The sequence below is a fragment of the Bacillus sp. LR--39 genome, from assembly GCF_053613335.1.
Genome location: NZ_JBSIOT010000360.1, coordinates 1 through 1,033 on the forward strand (window position 1 = coordinate 1; position 1,033 = coordinate 1,033).

The window sequence follows — 1,033 nt, forward strand, 5'->3', positions numbered from 1 at the left end:
ACCTTTTCAGAGTCTGCACAATGTCGTAGGAGACCTGCTTGGCACACCGCTTTCCATCCTAGGCGGCAGTCTCGGCGGAAGCCTGATCGCTGAATTTGTGCAGATGCTGCTTTGGTCGTGCGGGATTCACGGGGCTTCCATCATTGGCGGAATCATGGCGCCGATTTGGTACGGCGCGATGGATGCCAACCGTCTCGCCTTCCAAGCGGGCGAGGCGCTGCCGAGTATTTTTACGACTCAGTTCTTTCAAATTTGGATCAATGTCGGCGGGAGCGGGGCGACGCTGGCGCTTGTCCTGACGATGCTTGTGCGCTCCCGGAGTAAACAAATGAAGCAGCTTGGACGATTAGGAATCGGCCCTGCGCTATTTAATATCAACGAGCCGATCATTTTCGGCATGCCGATTGTCATGAATCCGCTCCTTATTGTCCCATTTATCATCGCACCGCTCCTCACGATTACCGCGACTTATATCGGCATGAGCACCGGGCTGGTGGCAAGACCGGCCGGAATCGCGGTGCCGTGGACGATGCCGCCGCTCATATCAGGCTACCTGGCGACAGGCGGAAAGGTGTCGGGCGCCGTTATGCAGCTGGTAAACCTGCTGATCACCTGTGCTATCTACTATCCGTTTTTCAGAATATGGGATCATCAAAAATGGCGGGAAGAGAGTGCGGTTGAATCTGGCGGATAAAAATGTGATGTGATAGATGATCGGCCTGTCATAGGGCTGATCATCTCCTTTTAAACGAAAGAGAATGTTAGAATATGTAAAGGAGGTGCGCATGCTAGATTATATATGGTTAGATGACGAATCACCAATCTTACAACAAGTACCAGTTGAATACTCATCTGCTGCACTTATCTTTTCTCCTTTTATCCAAATGCCTGAAGGATGGGAGAATGCAAAAAGAAAAAATGATTACGAGCATATTTATCCAAACGATGATGAAATAAGAGGAATAGGCAAGGCTGTTTCCTGGAAGAAGGTTATGTCTTCTTGCGGCTTTCAAACACATGCTGAGCTGGCGCT

1 protein-coding gene and 1 pseudogene are annotated in these 1,033 nt (G+C 50.0%); both read left to right on the forward strand.

Going from position 1 to position 1,033, the window contains the following annotated elements:
• Positions 1 to 707, forward strand: a pseudogene (locus tag ACWHAR_RS23230) (PTS transporter subunit EIIC); the annotation flags it as partial.
• A gap of 78 nt (positions 708 to 785) precedes the next feature.
• A partial coding sequence (locus tag ACWHAR_RS23235) for a DUF2711 family protein (protein ID WP_452087968.1) occupies positions 786 to 1,033 on the forward strand: 248 nt, incomplete at its 3' end.